Raw genomic sequence first — 14,958 nt, 5'->3', positions numbered from 1 at the left:
CGTCCGGAAAGGAAAGCCGAAGCTTACCGTTCCGAAAGCGCCTTGTTGCGATTGCAGGCGCGGGCGTACTCGGCCAGGCGCAGCCCCACCTTGTGCTGGATCAGCGCCAGCGGCTCGGCCTGCAGCGCGCCGGCTTCGATCGCCTTCTGCTGTTCGGGCAGGAACTGGCTGAGCAGGGTCTGCGGCGGCACGTGCGCGGTCAGGTTGGCCACCAGTGTGTCCAGCGCGGCCTGTACCGCCGGTTCCCCCCAGTAATAGCGGCTGCGGTCGCTGAGCGAGTAAGCGCGCAGCAGGCGCAGCGCATGCGCGTCGCCCTGGTAATAGCTGCGCCAGCTGGCGGGCTTGTCGACCATGCAGCGGTCGAGCACGTCGATCAGGTTCGAACGCTGCGCGGGGGGCAGCAGTGCGTCCTCGATCATCGCCAGTGCGAACACCGCCTCGCGGAACGCATAGGTGGCGGCGGGGCCGACCTTGAGGATGGCGAAGTGGTCGCGCACCAGCGCATGCAGACCGGCTTCGGTCTGGTAGTCGGTGGAATGCGCTTCAAACACAATGCGCGGTTGCTGTTCGACGAAGGCCGACAACGCGGCGGCGGCCGCCGGATCGTAGTAGTGCACGCTGCTGTGGTCGAAATCCACGCCCGGCTGCACCACCATCGCAATCACGCGTTCCCATGCCGGCTGCAGGTCCGGCGCGGCGAAGGCCTCGCGGTGGATTGCCAGCGTGGTTGCCGCTGCCGCCGGCGTGGTCACCTGCAGGCCGCCGGCCAGCGAGGCTTCGCCGCCGGGAATCGGCACTTCGGTGCCGATCACGTAGACCGGCGGCGGCAGGCCGTGGTCGGCCGCGGTGCGTTCGGCGATGCGGGCCAGTTCGGCCGAGCGCGCCGCCACGATCGCGTCCGGCAGCGGCGTCGGGTCATCGGCGCAGGACATGCTGCAGTCCAGGTGGATCTTGTGGAAGCCGGCCGCCACGTACGCGGCGATCAGCTCGCGTGCGTGGGCCATCGCGGTCTCGGCCGGACCCTTCTGCCAGGCGTTCGGACCGAGGTGGTCGCCGCCGAGGATCAGGCGCGCGGCGGGGAAGCCTGCGCGGCCGGCCAGGGCCAGCACGTAGTCGCGGTACTGCGGCGGGGTCATCCCGGTGTAGCCGCCAAACTGGTCGACCTGGTTGGAGGTCGCTTCGATCAACAGCAGGGTGTCGTAGCGCTGCGCGACCTGCATCGCGGCCAGCAGCACCTGTTCGTTGCTGCAGCACACGCTGTACAGCCCGACGGGGTGGCCCTGGCGGTGGGCGGCGATCAGCGATTGGACGGCGGACATGGCAACTCCGGAAGCGGTGTTCAGGGGGAAGGGTGGTGCTGGCGGGCGAGCAGGGCGGCGCCACGCGCGCCACCGGCATCGCCGAAGGCGGGGGGCAGGATCGGCGGCACGCGCACACCGGCGAACAGGTACGGGGCGATCGCGGCGGGCAGGTCGCGATACAGCTGCTCCAGCTTCGACAACCCGCCGCCGAGCACGATCACGTGCGGATCCAGCGCGAGGATCAGGCTGGCGAAGCTGTAGCCGAGCAGGTCGCGGTGGATCGCCAGCGCCTGCTGCGCAACGGCATCACCGCCCTGTGCACGCGCCACCACCGCGCTGGCGTCGAGGTCCTCGCCGCCGCGGCGGGCATGGATCATCGCCAGGCCACTGCCGGAGACATACCGTTCCAGGCAGCCGCGCAGGCCACAGCCGCAGTCCAGCAGTGGCAGATCATGGCGATGCTGCAGCGTGGCGGGCAGGCTCCAGTGGCCCCACTCACCGGCGATGCCGTTGTTGCCGGCGACCAGGTGGCCGTCCAGGCAGTAGCCACCGCCGGCGCCGGTGCCCAGGATCACCCCGAACATGCTGCGATAGCCGGCGGCGGCACCGTCGTGCGCTTCGGACAGGGCGAAGCACTGCAGGTCGTTGCCCAGCACCAGCGGCCGCTGCAGGCGTGCCTGCAGATCCACGCCGACGGTGCGCCCGGTCAGGCTGGGCACGTTGGCACTGAGCTGGCGGCCGCTGTCGCGGTCGCGCACGCCGGGCAGGCCGATGCCGACCGCGACGCCACGCCGGCCCAGGGCCGCATCGGCAGCGGCAACCAGCTCGTCCACGGCCTGCAGGAACGCGGGATAGTCCTGGGTCGGGGTGGCCACGCGCTGGCGGTGCTGCACCGCCAACGCGGCGTCGCACGCCACCAGCTCGATCTTGGTGCCCCCGATGTCGATGCCGTACCAGGTGTGCATGCGTGCTCAGCCGAGGGGGTGGATGGTCACGCCCTGCACGACCCGGTTCACGGTGCCGTCGGGGAAGGGATTGTCCGGGGTCAGGCCGAGCGCGGCGGAGCGTTGCAGTGCGTAGCACTGTGGTACCAGCAGCCACAGCGGTGCCAGCCACGGATCGGGCAGGTCGGCGACATCGAGCACGAAGTCACCGTCGGCGCGGTCGTCTGCATCCGGTCCGATCGAGATCACCCGGCCGGCGATGCCGTCGCGGCGCAGCTCATTCAACAGGTCCTGCTCGTAGCGGCGCGACAGCGGCTGCGCGCTGCGCAGCATCACCACCAGGGTCTCGGCGTTGAGCGTGGACTTGGGGCCGTGGCGGAAGCCCAGCGGCGTATTGGCAAGCGCCAGCACGCGGCCGGCGGTGAGTTCGAGCACCTTCAGCGCCGCTTCGCGCGCGGTGGCTTCCAGCGGGCCGCTGCCAAGGTAGATCACGCGCGTATAGGGCGCCTGCGCCAGCGCCGCCACGGCCGCATCCCACGCCTGCAGCGCCTGTCCGCCGTGCGCGGACAGCTGCCGCAGGCGCTGCAGCCGCTGCGGCCACGGCGCGCTATCGAAGGCGCTCAGCGCGGCCAGCAGCATGCACGTCAGGCTGCTGGTCATGGCGAACGCGCGGTCGCAGCTGGCCGGCGGCATCAGCAGCGACAGGGTGTCGCTGCGGCCCTGGCCGCGTCGGGCCAGTTCGCCCTCGGCGTTGCAGGTGATGTCCAGGAAGCGCGCATCGTCCACCTGGTCGCGCACCAGGTCCACCACCGCCACGCTCTCCGGGCTGGAGCCGCTGCGCCCGAACGACACCAGCAGGGTCGGGCGGTCGCGGCGCAGGTACAGCGCCGGATGGGTGAGCAGGCTGGTGGTGTGGATCGCGCGGATCTCGGCCGGCCACTGCGCGTTGAGCTGGTCGGCCACCATCTCGGCGATGAACCCCGAGCTGCCGGCGCCGGTGAAGATCACCAGCTGATCGGCACGGCCCAGACGGTCGCCAAGGAAGGCATCGATGTCGGTATGGCGGGTGTCGAGCAGGTCGGCCAGCGCGGCCCACAGGCCGGGCTGCTGGGCGATTTCTTCCGCGGTGTGGGCGCCGCCACGGCGCTGCCAGGCGGGCAAGTCAGGGAGCAGAGAAGCGTCCATTCGCAATTCCTGTTGGGCGACCGCACCTTCTTCGCTTTCTTTCGAAATGTCAAATATCGAAAGAAAAAGAAAAGCTGGTTCGGTCACATTTTTCGATCGGAATCGGGCGAAATTGCCGCTGGATGACGCGATGCACCAAGGTTTCAGGCGATACGAACCCTGTATTCAGGTGGCATTTGGAAAGTGTTGCTTTGCGTCATCTTTCGTTTGTGAGAAAATATCCTTCATTTTTCTTTGCAATTTATTGACATCTTTCGAGGCCCTGCCCTAGAGTCGGCCGCAATGGTTTCGGATACCCGCCGAACGCGGGCTTGGGGGCAAGGTGGAAACCCGTATACGTCGCGCTGGTCTGTCGGTTGCTGTGGTTGCGGCGCTGCTGCTGGCCGCGGTGCCGGCCACGGCCGAGCCGCTGGGCAACCTGCGTACGATCACCGCCGCGCCCGCCCGGGACGGCGGACCCGGCTGGGAGATCCGCACCGATACCGGTGCCACGCTGCGCGTGGACCTGCTGCGCACGGACCTGCTGCGCGTGCAGGCCGGCCGCAACGGCACGTTGCGCCCGGCGGGCGACAAGGCCGCGCCGATCGTGCTGCCGCAACCGGCCACGCATGTCGCCGCCCAAGTGGAAGAAGACGGCAACGAAGTGCGCATCCGTACCGACGCCCTGGTACTGCATATCCAGCGGCAACCGCTGCGGCTGGCGCTGGATCGCCGTGACGGCGGGCGCGACGTTCCGCTGTGGCGTGAACTGCAGCCGTTGGACCTGGACCCGGCGCAGAGCGTGCAGGTGCTGTCCAGCGAGGCCGGCGAGCACTTCTACGGCGGTGGCCAGCAGAACGGGCGTTTCGAGTTCAAGGGGCGCGAGCTGGAGGTGTCCTACTCCGGTGGCTGGGAAGAGGGCGACCGTCCCAACCCGGCGCCGATGCTGCTCAGCTCGCGCGGCTGGGGCATGCTGCGCAACACCTGGAGCGATGGCACCTACGACCTGCGCCAGGCCGACCAGACCACGCTGCTGCATCGCGAAGACCGCTTCGACGCCTACTACTTCGTTGGACCGGACCTGCACACCCTGCTGGACCGCTACACCACGTTGACCGGCCGCGCCGGACTGCTGCCGCGCTGGGCGTTCTCCTACGGCGACGCCGACTGCTACAACGACGGCGACAACATCAGGAAGCCCGGCAGCGTGCCGGATGGCTGGAGCGACGGCCCGACCGGCACCACTCCGGATGTGGTGGACAGCGTGGCCAGGCAGTACCGCGAGCACGACATGCCCGGTGGCTGGATCCTGCCCAACGATGGCTACGGCTGCGGCTACACCAAGCTGCCCGAGACCGTGCAGGGCCTGGCGAAGTACGGCTTCAAGACCGGGCTGTGGACCGAGAACGGTGTCGACAAGATCGCCTGGGAAGTGGGCACCGCCGGCAGCCGCGTGCAGAAGCTGGACGTCGCCTGGACCGGCAAGGGCTATCAGTTCGCAATGGACGCCAACCAGTCCGCATTCAACGGCATCCTCAACAACTCCGATTCCCGCCCGTTCCTGTGGACGGTGATGGGCTGGGGCGGCATCCAGCGCTATGCGGTGGCCTGGACCGGCGACCAGAGCAGCAGCTGGGACTACATCCGCTGGCACATCCCGACCCTGATCGGCTCGGGGCTGTCCGGCATGGCCTACGCCAGTGGCGACGTCGATGCGATCTTCGGCGGCAGCGCCGAAACCTTCACCCGCGACCTGCAGTGGAAGAGCTTCACGCCCGTGCTGATGGGCATGTCCGGGTGGTCGGGCAACGCGCGCAAGCATCCGTGGTGGTTCGACGAGCCGTACCGCAGCGTCAACCGCGACTACCTCAAGCTGAAAATGCGCATGACCCCGTACATGTACGGGCTGGCGCACGACGCGGCGACCACCGGCGCACCGCTGGTACGCGCGCTGATGTGGGACTACCCGCAGGACCCGCAGGCGTACACCGAAGCGCACAAGTACCAGTTCCTGCTCGGCCGCGAACTGCTGATCGCGCCGGTGTACCGCAGCCAGGCGGCCAGCCGTGGCTGGCGCCGGGACATCCACCTGCCGCCCGGTCGCTGGGTCGACTACTGGGATGGCCGCCAGCTGCAGGCCGGTGCGCAGGGCCGCTCGCTGGACCGTCCGGTCGATCTGGCCACCATCCCCGTGTTCGTGCGCGCCGGCGCGATCATTCCGATGTATCCGGAGATGCTCTACGACGGGCAGAAGCCGCTCGATGAAGTGACCTTCGACCTGTATCCGCAGGGCACCTCGCAGTACACGCTGTACGAAGACGACGGTGCCACCCGTCGCCATGAAACGGGCGAATCGAGCACACAGGCAATCACGGTGCAGGCGCCGGCGCAGGGCAGCGGGCCGGTGCAGGTACGCATCGATCCGGTGCAGGGCCGCTATGCGGGCCAGCTGCCGCAGCGTCGCTATGCGCTGCGCGTGCTCAGCCGCCAGCGACCGGCCGCGGTCACGCTGGACGGTCGCGCGCTGCCGATGCTGGCCGACGCCGCTGCCTGGCAGGGGGCCGGCGAAGGCTGGTACTTCGACGCGGCCGAGCGCCGCGGCACGCTGCACGTGCGCACTGCGCCGGTCGACATCCGCCAGCCGCTCGCGCTGCAGCTGGATCTGCCGGCGACCGCCGCGGCGGCCGACGACGCCTTCCCGGCCGCGCCGGAACTCGGCCGCGCGCTGCCCTCCGACAGCCTGCTGGTGGTCAACCGCCCCGCCGAGGAGCCTGGCTACGAGATGGAGAAGGCCTTCGACGACGACCCGGCCACCTGGTTCCGCACCGTGCGCAACCAGGCGGTCAAGACCGGCGCCCACGAATGGGTGATCGGCTTCGGCGAGCGCAAGCTGATCGACGGCATCGAACTGGCACCGCGCAACGACCAGCACTGGAAGCACGGCCAGGTGCGCGATTACGAGATCTACCTGGGCGACACCAACGGTGAGTGGGGCGAGCCGATCAAGCGCGGCCGCCTGACCCTGCAGCAGGGCACGCAGCGGATCGACTTCCCCGCCCACGCCGGCCGTCTGCTGCGCTTCCGCGTGCTGAGCACGCAGAACCCGGACGGCGACGGTGCCAGCGGCGCCGACCCGATGGTCACCGCCGCACAGGGCAGCGTGGCCCGTGCGGTCGATGCGCTGCAGCCCCGCGATGTCGGCCCGATCGTGCTGTCCACCTTCCACGTGCTGGAGCATCAGCAGCCGGAGAAGCCGGCGCAGCAGCTGTATCTGTCCGCGTTGCCGCTGCCGGCCGCGTTGAAGGCGCAGGTCGCTGCCGACCACGCCTTCGGTGGCCAGGCCGACATGCGCATGAACGGCCTGCACTTCCGCCGTGGCCTGGGCGTCGATGCGGGCAGCCGGATCGACCTGCAGCTCAGCGGAAACTGGCGCCTGCTGCGCGCCGACCTCGGCATCGACGACCAGTGCCGTGCCGCAGGCGGCATGCAGTTCCAGGTCTGGGGCGACGACCGCCTGCTGTACGACAGCGGCCTGGTGAAAGCGCCTGGCGTGGTCAAACCGGAGCTGGACGTGCGCGGCCTGCATCGGCTGAGCCTGCGCACGCTCGGGGCGCAGGGCGACACGCCTGCGCAGGTCTGTGGCAACTGGGCCAACGCGGCCCTGATCGGACAGGAGGGCGATACCGCCAGCATCGTGTCGCCATAACGCCGCGCCCCGGGCGCGAACCGCTCGTTTTCAAACCGCTCTCTCCGTTTCCCGACTGCGGCCTTCCGGCCGCGGCACGGGGGACGTTTGCCAGAAATCCACCCATCCACCGCCAGCCCCACGCTGCGGATCGAACAAGGAGACAAAGATGTTGACCGAACGCCATCGCCATCGCTGCATCCCCGCCACGCCCTTGTCCATCGCACTCGGCCTGGCCCTGGCCGTGGTCGGCAGCGCCCACGCGCAGGACGCCACGCCCGACCCCAAGGCCACCGATCTGTCGCGGATCGAAGTCACCGGTTCCAACATCCGGCGCAGCGATGTGGAAACCGCCTCGCCGGTGCAGGTGATCAGCAAGCAGGACATCGAGAACATGGGCGCGCGCACCCTGCTGCAGGTGCTGGACAACCTGCCGGCCGCGCGGCCGGGCCAGCAGGATTCGCGCTCGCTGTTCTCCGGCTCCGACGGTGCCTCGCAGGCCAACCTGCGTGGCCTGGGCGCGCAGGGCACGCTGGTGCTGCTGAACGGACGTCGCCTGTCGTACTACGGCGCACCGGCCGGCTTCCAGACCCAGTTCGTCAACATCGACGCGATTCCCGCCGCGGCGATCGAACGCATGGAAGTGCTCACCGACGGCGCATCGGCCGTGTACGGTACCGACGCGGTGGCCGGCGTGATCAACGTGATCACCAAGCGCAACTACCAGGGGGCAGAGGTCAGCCTCACCACCGATGCCTCCTCGCGCATCGATTCCTACGGCGAACACCAGGGCAGCATCACCGCCGGTTTCGGTGACCTGGATGAAGACCGCTACAACGTCTACGCCTCGGTCAACCTGTACCGGCGCGATGCGATCCCGCTGAGCGACTTCTACGACAAGCGGCCGCCGCAGTACTACGTCAACAACCCCAACTACATTCCCAACCTGCGCCTGGGCACCGGCAGCAAGCCGGGCGAGTTCAATCCGGGCAGCTACTTCGCCTTCGACCCGGTCACCGGCCGGCGTGTGCAGGAAGCCGCCCCGGGCTGCAACAACGTGCTCACCACCGAAGCGGCCGGCCCGCGGTGCATCTGGGAAACCTGGATGAACAACGAGATCGACGCCGGTGCGAAGTCCGAACGCAACACCGCCTACGTCAACGCGCACTTCCTGATCGGCGACAGCACCGAAGCGTTCGCCGAGGCGACCTACACCGACATCGACCTGACCGCCAACGGCGGCACGCCGCGCGCCTATGGCACCACCACCGGCAATCCCACCAGCTGGTTCTCCCGCAATACCGGCACCACGGTCAACCAGTTCCTGTACCCGTACCTGGGGCCGAACAACGAATACAACCATGCCAGCCCCGAGCTGAAGGCACTGATGGGGGGCGTGGTGGGCCTGCAGTACCTGCTGCAGGACGTGGGCGCCAATCACTTCGGCCAGCGCAACACCGACCAGAGCTACCGCGTGGTCACCGGCCTGCGCGGCACCGCCGGCGACTGGAACTGGGAAACCGCCTTCGCTACGGCCGGTTCGCACTCGGTGACCTACCAGACCACCAACGTCAACCTGGCCGGGTTCCAGAAGGCCTTCGGTCCGTACACCATCGACCCGGGCACCGGCCGGGTGATCATCTCCGACCATCCCGCCTACAAGTTCGGTGAGATCAGCGAAGCCAACGCGGCGCTGATCCGCGAAGCCTTCCCCACCTTCGACATCGAATCCTGGACCCGCCTGCACACGCTGGACGGCAAGATCGAAGGCCCGCTGTTCACCCTGCCGGCCGGCGAAGTGCGCGCGGCCTTCGGCTTCAACGCCACCCGCGAAACGTTCTACACGCCGGGCAACCCCGATGCGGCCAATGGCCTGATCACCCAGCAGGGCGGGTCATGGTTCGACGGCAAGCGCAACACCTACGCGCTGTTCGCCGAAGCGGTGGCGCCGCTGACCGAGAAGCTGGAACTGGAAGCCGCGCTGCGCGTGGACAAGTACCCCGACTTCAGCGCAAACCTCGCCCCGAAGCTCGGCCTGACCTACCAGATGTTCGACCAGCTGATGCTGCGCGGCACCTATTCCGAAGGCTTCCGCGCGCCGAGCCTGGCCGAAGCCGGCACCGGCGGCGTGTTCGCCCAGATCGGCGGTTACCGCGACGAACTGCGCTGCAACGAAACCAACGCGATCGCCAACCTGCTGCGCCGGTCCGCGCGCCCCGGCGACGTGGACCTGGGCAATTCGCTGCTCAACAGCGACTGCAGCCGCAACGTGGCCCGCATGACCCAGCCCAACCAGGACCTGAAACCGGAGAAGGCCAAGATCGCCACCGCCGGCCTGGTGTTCGAACCGACGCAGTGGCTGTCGGTGTCGGCCGACTACTGGTTCATCTACCGCCGCAACGAGATCGCCGCACCGGACTACAGCAAGGCTGAAGACATCGAGTCGATGACGCGCTCGCCGATCACCGAGGCCGACCTCGCCAACCAGGCCGCGCTGGCGGCCATGTGTGCCGACCCGGCCAGCGGCGTGGCGTGCCCGGCAACCCTGCCGGGCTACAGCGCAGGCAACGTGCTCAGCGTGGTTGGCCAGTACAAGAACCGCGGCCGCACCCTGATCGACGGCTTCGACATCGACGCGCGCACCCGCTTCACGCTGGGCGACTGGGGCACCCTGAACGTCGGTGTTGCCGCCACCATCCAGCGCCGCAAGGAGACCTACACCGACGACGAGCTCGGCTGGTACTACGGCAACACCATCGGCTACTACGGCAACCCGCGCCTGCGCGCGACGTTGAACGCCGACTGGAACTACCAGGCCTTCACCACCAGCTTCTTCATCAACTATGTCGGCGGCACCAAGTGGGCGTGGGACCGGATCGATGCCGAGGACAACAACCCCGAGACCTGCACCGGTGGCTACCTGGCACTCAACCCGGCCCAATGCGACGGCGTGCCGTCGTGGTGGACCGCCAACCTGAGCGTGGCCTGGCGCCCCGACGCGCACTGGAACATCGGCGTCACGGTCAAGAACCTGTTCGATCGCATTCCGTTCTACGATCCGAACAGCTTCCTGGGCGACTCCAGCGATTACGCCACCATCTACGGCCGTGGCTACAGTCTCACCGTCGGCTACAAGTTCTGACGTTTCCACCGCGCCGGTGCCTGCCGGCGCGGTCTTTCGAGGAGGGTTTTTCATGCAACGTAGGGAATTCATTCTGGCCAGCGCCGCCGTGGCGGCCACCAGCCTGCTGCCGCAGACGCCGGCATGGGCGCGTGGCCGCAAGGTGCGCCTGGGCGTGATCGGCACCGGCATGCGCGGCCAGGTCCTGTTGAAGGAACTGGTCCGCCGCGACGACGTCGAGGTGGTCGCGCTGTGCGACATCGAGCCGATCATGCTGGGGCGCGCCGTGGACATGGTGGCCAAGGCGGGCAAGCCCGCGCCGAAAACCTACGGCCAGGACCGCGACGTGAATGCCTACAAGCGCCTGCTCGAGCAGCGCGGACTGGACGGCGTGATCATCGCCACGCCGTGGGAGTATCACGCGCCGATGGCCATTGCCGCGATGCAGGCCAAGGTCGCGGTGGGCTGCGAAGTGGTCGCCGGCATCACGCTGCAGGATCACTGGGACGTGCTCAAGACCCAGCTCGATACCGGCACACCGTACATGCTGCTGGAGAACGTCTGCTACCGCCGCGACGTGATGGCGGTGCTGCAGATGGTGCGTACCGGCCTGTTCGGCGAACTGGTGCACCTGCAGGGCGGCTACCAGCACGACCTGCGCGGGGTGAAGTTCAATTCCGGCGATCCGTCCCAGCCTTACGACAGCGGTGTGGAGTTCGGCGCCAAGGGCTGGTCCGAGGCGCGCTGGCGTACCGAGCATTCCGTGCAGCGCAACGGTGAGCTCTACCCCAGCCACGGCATTGGCCCGTGCGCGATGTACACCGGCATCAACCGTGGCAACCGCTTCACCCACATCAACGCGTTCGCCAGCAAGGCACGCGGGCTGCACGAATACACCGTGGCCAAGAGTGGCGGCACCACCCATCCCAGCACCAAGGTGGCGTTCAAGCTGGGCGACATCGTCACCACCACGCTGGCCTGCGAGAACGGCGAGACCATTCTGCTGCAGCACGACACCTCGCTGCCGCGTCCGTACTCGATGGGCTTCCGCGTGCAGGGCACCAAGGGCCTGTGGATGGACGTGAACCAGTCCATCCACATCGAGGGCCGCAGCCCGCCGCACAAGTGGGAGCCCATCCAGGCCTACCAGGACCAGTACGAGCATCCGCTGTGGAAGCAGCACGCCGACACCGCCGCCAGCGCCGGCCACGGTGGCATGGACTGGTTCGTGATCCACGCCTTCGTCGAAGCCATCAAGGCCAAGGCACCGATGCCGATCGACATCTACGACGCCATCACCTGGAGCGCGATCACCCCGCTGTCCGAGCAGTCCATCGCCAACAGCTTCCAGACACTGGAGTTCCCGGACTTCACCGCCGGCCTGTGGAAGCAGCGCAAGCCGATCTTCGCCTTCGACGGCACCTACTGAGCCCGCGCCGTCACCGCGACGGCCACCACCAGAACCACAGCGCTGCCGCGCCGGTGCCCATTGCATGGTCGCCCCGGCCGGCGGCGATGTCGTTCACGCCCTGCCTGAGCAGGGCCAGGGCACCGGCGTTCAGACGCAGATGAGCCCGGTCGCCCTCGTGCTGCCACCCCCAGCCGTCCACAGTGGCGTCGTGTCCGATCCGGACCGAGACGGGTGCTTCCCACGCGGCACGGCGGTTGTTGGGGACGGCGAGCAGCGGCGGGGACGGCGGCGTCACCCGCACCGTGCGCGCCGCGCCGGTGCCATCGGCCAGCAACGCATCGATCAGCCCCTGCAACGACGCGCAGCCGGCCGCATCACAACTGAGGTGCCAGCCGGGGAAGTTGCGCTGATGACCGGTGTAGCGCCACAACGCGGTCGTGCCGTGCTGCTGCCAGGCGTGTGAGGTTCTCATTGGCGCATTCTGCCCCAGCGACCGGCCCACCGTGTCCGCGCGGACGCTCCCACTGGAGCGGGGTTGGAAACGAGCGTCCGTTGCTTTGTTCGGGCTGATTCGGAAAAACGCCTACCTGCAGCATGATCCATATATCACCGCTCCTTTCCTTAGGGCGAGTGAAAGCTGCTGTGAACTCATCTCCTTTTCAAGGCCTTTGATCTGCTGGACCGGTACCAACGATGGATCGGACAGTCGCACGGCCTCGAAATAGGCCCTGCTTGCAACAAGGTCCTCGTTCACCAGAACGCCGGCCTGATAAGCATTGCCAAGTTGCAACAGCGCGTCCGCACTCCCTTGCGAAGCCAGGCCTTCCAGGTAGCCTGTGGCCTTTCGCTTGTACTCCAGCGTGGCGTCTGGGTCGCGAAGCATCGCCGCTTCTCCGCCCAAGGCGGATGCAGGATCCATCGAATAAAAAAGCTGCGCTCCGATATTTCCCTGAGTAGTAAGGTCTATGCGGAAAAACTGGATGAGCTCACGAATCAAGGACTTTCCATCAAGGAAGCCGAAAAACAAGCCTCGGCCCACGCCGAATCCACAATGAAGGTGATGCACGCGCTGCACAACCCGGACCTGGTTGCTGGAGGTAACGACAAGATTGCCGACTTTGGCGACGGCCGGGTGAATTCGACCATCGGGTGGCAGTGGAAGAATGCCAAGAATGGGAAGAAGTCCCGAATAGGTGAGTTGGATGAGGCCGCGGCTAACGTCCCTGTGGGCGAAAGAAGCAAGACGAAGATGAACGGCGGATTGGAGCGTTGCAAATGATCAAGATGGTCGATGAGAACTTTCAGTATTTCTATCAAGAGAAGGGCTTTGGCCCTGCCATTGATTCGCGACCTGTTCCGCGTGCAAAAATTGAGTATTACCAAGGAAGATTGCCCAACAAGCTTCTGGAGTACTGGGATGCCTACGGATTCGGGGGATACGGCAACGGCCTGATCTGGATGACCGATCCGGATGAATATGCTGACGTTCTCAGCGCTTGGCTTTACCCGACCCGGCTCCACGCGACGGACAAGTTCTATGTGATTGGCCGCACTGCATTCGGCGAACTGATCGTTTGGGGCGCAAAGACCGGACCAAGCCTGACAATTCATTCGGTGCGGGGAATGATCTTTCCTTCTGATAAATCCCGCTGGATGAGTGAGGGCAAGGGCGACCTCTTGCTGGGCAACTGGATAGGGGGCATGCAGCGATCTCTCCTTGAGCAGAACGATGAAGGCGATAAGCCACTGTTTGATCGCGCACTAAAGGAGTTGGGTCCGCTGGGGCACGACGAAATGTATGGTTTCGTCCCCGCTCTTGGGATGGGCGGGCCGTGCCGCCTCGATCATTTGAAGAAGGTCAAGGCCGTCGAACACCTGATGTTCCTGGCCCAGCTTGGAGAGCCTCAGATCATGCTGGACATCGTGAAGGAAACGAAGGACCGTGGGCTTTGGAAGTAACGGCTCTCTCGTTACTGTTGCCCGGCGTGGTGGAGGCTGCCCATCGGCTGCCAAGCAGCCGCCGTTGAGCGGCGGCGGTTAGCTACATCAGGATTGGACGCAAACAGACACAAAAAAAGCCGAAATCCTTGATGTGAAAGGAAAGTTCGGCCTTCATGGGATGGTGTAGACGTTCAGATGGTGCGCCCGGAGGGATTCGAACCCCCGACCAATGGCTTCGGAAGCCACTACTCTATCCGGCTGAGCTACGAGCGCGTTGTCTGCTGCTTCCCGCCGGGCAGCCCGTTGCGGGCGACCGGACCGTCGAGACGGCGCGGGAGTCGCATTCTAGCGGTAAACGCGGCGCAGGTCTCCCCCCTCTGCGATTGTGCCGTCCGGCAGCGCTCCGGGCGGGCCCAGGCGGTATCCTTTACCGATGGCTTACGAACGTTTTGAAACGCCCGGGCAGGCGGCACCGCCGCGCTGGCGGCACTACTGGAAACTGATGCGCGCCGATCGCCCGATCGGCACGCTGCTGCTGCTGTGGCCCACCTGGTGGGCGCTGTGGCTGGCCGCTGGTGGCCTGCCGCCGCTGTGGACCCTGTTCGTGTTCACTGCCGGCGTCTGGCTGACGCGTTCGGCCGGCTGCGTCATCAACGACTACGCCGACCGGTGGCTGGACCCGCACGTCAAACGCACCAAGGACCGTCCCCTGGCCAGTGGCGCCGTGTCCGGGCGCGCGGCGCTGGTGCTGTTCGCCGTACTGATGCTGGTGGCCTTCGCGCTGGTGCTGACCCTGAACGCGCTGACCATCGGGCTGAGTTTCATCGGCGTCTTTCTGGCCGCCAGCTACCCCTATCTGAAGCGTTACACCCACCTGCCGCAGGTCTATCTGGGCATGGCCTTCGGTTGGGGCATTCCGATGGCCTTCGCCGCCGTGCAGGGCGAAATTCCGGTGATCGGCTGGCTGCTGTATGGCGCCAACATCCTGTGGTCCACCGCGTACGACACCTGGTATGCGATGGTCGACCGCGACGACGACCTGAAGATGGGGTCGCATTCCACCGCGATCCTGTTCGGCGATCTCGATCTGGTCATCCAGGGCATCCTGTACGCGCTGTTCCTGGGGGCGATGGCGCTGGTCGGCGTACGCGCCGGGCTGGGGCTGGCCTACTGGGCAGGCGTGGCGGTGGCAGCCGGGCTGATCGCCTACGAGTTCTGGATCGCCCGCAAGCGCGAGCGCGAGCCCTGTTTCAAGGCGTTCCTGCACAACAACTGGGTCGGTGCGGCCTTGTTTGCCGGCATCGCCGCGGCGCTGGCGCTGGGCTGAGACCGCGCCGGTCTAAGACCAATAGGCGACTGACAGCTCCGCCGGCAGCGCACAGAATCGGTCC

General features: G+C 66.9%; 11 protein-coding genes and 1 tRNA gene. 6 read left to right on the top strand and 6 right to left on the bottom strand.

Annotated features, from left to right (window positions below; all coding sequences use genetic code 11):
- Nucleotides 1-23 precede the first annotated feature (23 nt).
- The 3 genes from ACLB90_RS08440 to ACLB90_RS08430 are packed head-to-tail and all read right to left on the bottom strand — an operon-like array spanning nucleotide 24 to nucleotide 3,430.
- The gene (locus ACLB90_RS08440; protein ID WP_411852485.1) at nucleotides 24-1,319 is read right to left on the bottom strand and encodes a D-tagatose-bisphosphate aldolase, class II, non-catalytic subunit; all 1,296 of its coding nucleotides are present in this window, start codon (nucleotides 1,317-1,319) and stop codon (nucleotides 24-26) included.
- 20 nt (nucleotides 1,320-1,339) lie between these two features.
- Nucleotides 1,340-2,266: an ROK family protein gene (locus ACLB90_RS08435; RefSeq protein WP_411852484.1), complete on the bottom strand. Its 927-nt coding sequence runs from the start codon at nucleotides 2,264-2,266 to the stop codon at nucleotides 1,340-1,342.
- Nucleotides 2,267-2,272: 6 nt separating this feature from the next.
- Nucleotides 2,273-3,430: an SIS domain-containing protein gene (locus tag ACLB90_RS08430; protein WP_411852483.1), complete on the bottom strand. Its 1,158-nt coding sequence runs from the start codon at nucleotides 3,428-3,430 to the stop codon at nucleotides 2,273-2,275.
- A gap of 322 nt (nucleotides 3,431-3,752) precedes the next feature.
- Here ACLB90_RS08430 and ACLB90_RS08425 point away from each other — a divergent pair, with 322 nt between their 5' ends.
- The 3 genes from ACLB90_RS08425 (at nucleotide 3,753) to ACLB90_RS08415 (ending at nucleotide 11,644) form a co-directional block, all read left to right on the top strand.
- Nucleotides 3,753-7,115, top strand: a complete 3,363-nt coding sequence (locus ACLB90_RS08425; RefSeq protein WP_411852482.1) for a TIM-barrel domain-containing protein — start codon at nucleotides 3,753-3,755, stop codon at nucleotides 7,113-7,115.
- Between the two features lie 148 nt (nucleotides 7,116-7,263).
- Nucleotides 7,264-10,236: a TonB-dependent receptor gene (locus tag ACLB90_RS08420; RefSeq protein WP_411852481.1), complete on the top strand. Its 2,973-nt coding sequence runs from the start codon at nucleotides 7,264-7,266 to the stop codon at nucleotides 10,234-10,236.
- 52 nt (nucleotides 10,237-10,288) lie between these two features.
- Entirely contained in the window at nucleotides 10,289-11,644 is a 1,356-nt protein-coding gene (locus ACLB90_RS08415) for a Gfo/Idh/MocA family protein (RefSeq protein ID WP_411852480.1), read from the top strand.
- A 10-nt stretch (nucleotides 11,645-11,654) separates the two neighbouring features.
- On the opposite strand, the gene ACLB90_RS08410 is transcribed toward ACLB90_RS08415, so the two are convergent.
- Together ACLB90_RS08410 and ACLB90_RS08405 are read right to left on the bottom strand one after the other, a co-directional pair.
- Nucleotides 11,655-12,098: a hypothetical protein gene (locus ACLB90_RS08410; protein WP_136005973.1), complete on the bottom strand. Its 444-nt coding sequence runs from the start codon at nucleotides 12,096-12,098 to the stop codon at nucleotides 11,655-11,657.
- 111 nt (nucleotides 12,099-12,209) lie between these two features.
- Nucleotides 12,210-12,665, bottom strand: a complete 456-nt coding sequence (locus tag ACLB90_RS08405) for a hypothetical protein (protein WP_411852810.1) — start codon at nucleotides 12,663-12,665, stop codon at nucleotides 12,210-12,212.
- Here ACLB90_RS08405 and ACLB90_RS08400 point away from each other — a divergent pair.
- Together ACLB90_RS08400 and ACLB90_RS08395 are read left to right on the top strand one after the other, a co-directional pair.
- Nucleotides 12,549-12,905, top strand: a complete 357-nt coding sequence (locus tag ACLB90_RS08400) for a polymorphic toxin type 15 domain-containing protein (protein ID WP_411852727.1) — start codon at nucleotides 12,549-12,551, stop codon at nucleotides 12,903-12,905. The two genes, ACLB90_RS08405 and ACLB90_RS08400, sit on opposite strands and share 117 nt — an antisense overlap.
- Nucleotides 12,902-13,585 carry a GAD-like domain-containing protein gene (locus ACLB90_RS08395; RefSeq protein ID WP_136004666.1) on the top strand — a complete coding sequence of 228 codons (684 nt, stop codon included), beginning with the start codon at nucleotides 12,902-12,904 and terminating at the stop codon, nucleotides 13,583-13,585. The genes ACLB90_RS08400 and ACLB90_RS08395 overlap by 4 nt, the downstream gene beginning before the upstream one ends.
- A gap of 178 nt (nucleotides 13,586-13,763) precedes the next feature.
- Here the strand turns inward: ACLB90_RS08395 and ACLB90_RS08390 are convergent.
- Nucleotides 13,764-13,840, bottom strand: a tRNA-Arg gene (locus tag ACLB90_RS08390).
- Between the two features lie 160 nt (nucleotides 13,841-14,000).
- On the opposite strand from ACLB90_RS08390, the gene ubiA reads away from it, so the two are divergent.
- On the top strand, nucleotides 14,001-14,894 hold the full coding sequence (gene ubiA / locus ACLB90_RS08385) for a 4-hydroxybenzoate octaprenyltransferase (RefSeq protein ID WP_411852479.1): 894 nt from the start codon (nucleotides 14,001-14,003) through the stop codon (nucleotides 14,892-14,894).
- The last annotated feature ends 64 nt before the right edge of the window (nucleotides 14,895-14,958 follow it).

Source organism: Stenotrophomonas sp. LGBM10 (assembly GCF_046736075.1).
Classification (GTDB): domain Bacteria; phylum Pseudomonadota; class Gammaproteobacteria; order Xanthomonadales; family Xanthomonadaceae; genus Stenotrophomonas.
The sequence above is the reverse complement of the archived record's forward strand: the minus strand, read 5'-3'. Positions and strand labels throughout refer to the sequence as shown.